We start from the raw sequence: 311 nt of genomic DNA, 5'->3' as shown, positions 1-311 counted from the left end.
GGGTGATTAGCTCAGTTGGTAGAGCATCTCCCTTACAAGGAGGGGGTCGGCGGTTCGAACCCGTCATCACCCACCACTCTTAAGGTGGCCCGCAGTGAACAGGTAGTAAGAGATAAGATATGGGTGATTAGCTCAGTTGGTAGAGCATCTCCCTTACAAGGAGGGGGTCGGCGGTTCGAACCCGTCATCACCCACCATATCTTAGCCAGACAGCCTGTTAAAGAAGTACCGAAGTGGGTGATTAGCTCAGTTGGTAGAGCATCTCCCTTACAAGGAGGGGGTCGGCGGTTCGAACCCGTCATCACCCACCA

The 311-nt window shown here is 54.0% G+C and carries 3 tRNA genes; all 3 read left to right on the top strand.

The annotated features are described in order from the left end of the window. The 3 genes from FS690_RS18230 (at position 1) to FS690_RS18220 (ending at position 311) form a co-directional block, all read left to right on the top strand. A tRNA-Val gene (locus FS690_RS18230) sits at positions 1-76 on the top strand. A gap of 45 nt (positions 77-121) precedes the next feature. Further along, positions 122-197: transfer RNA gene (locus tag FS690_RS18225), tRNA-Val, on the top strand. A gap of 38 nt (positions 198-235) precedes the next feature. Then, positions 236-311 (top strand) — tRNA-Val (locus FS690_RS18220).

This window comes from Pantoea sp. PSNIH1 (assembly GCF_007680655.1).
GTDB lineage: Bacteria > Pseudomonadota > Gammaproteobacteria > Enterobacterales > Enterobacteriaceae > Pantoea > Pantoea eucrina.
This window is presented reverse-complemented; position numbering and strand designations above follow the sequence as displayed.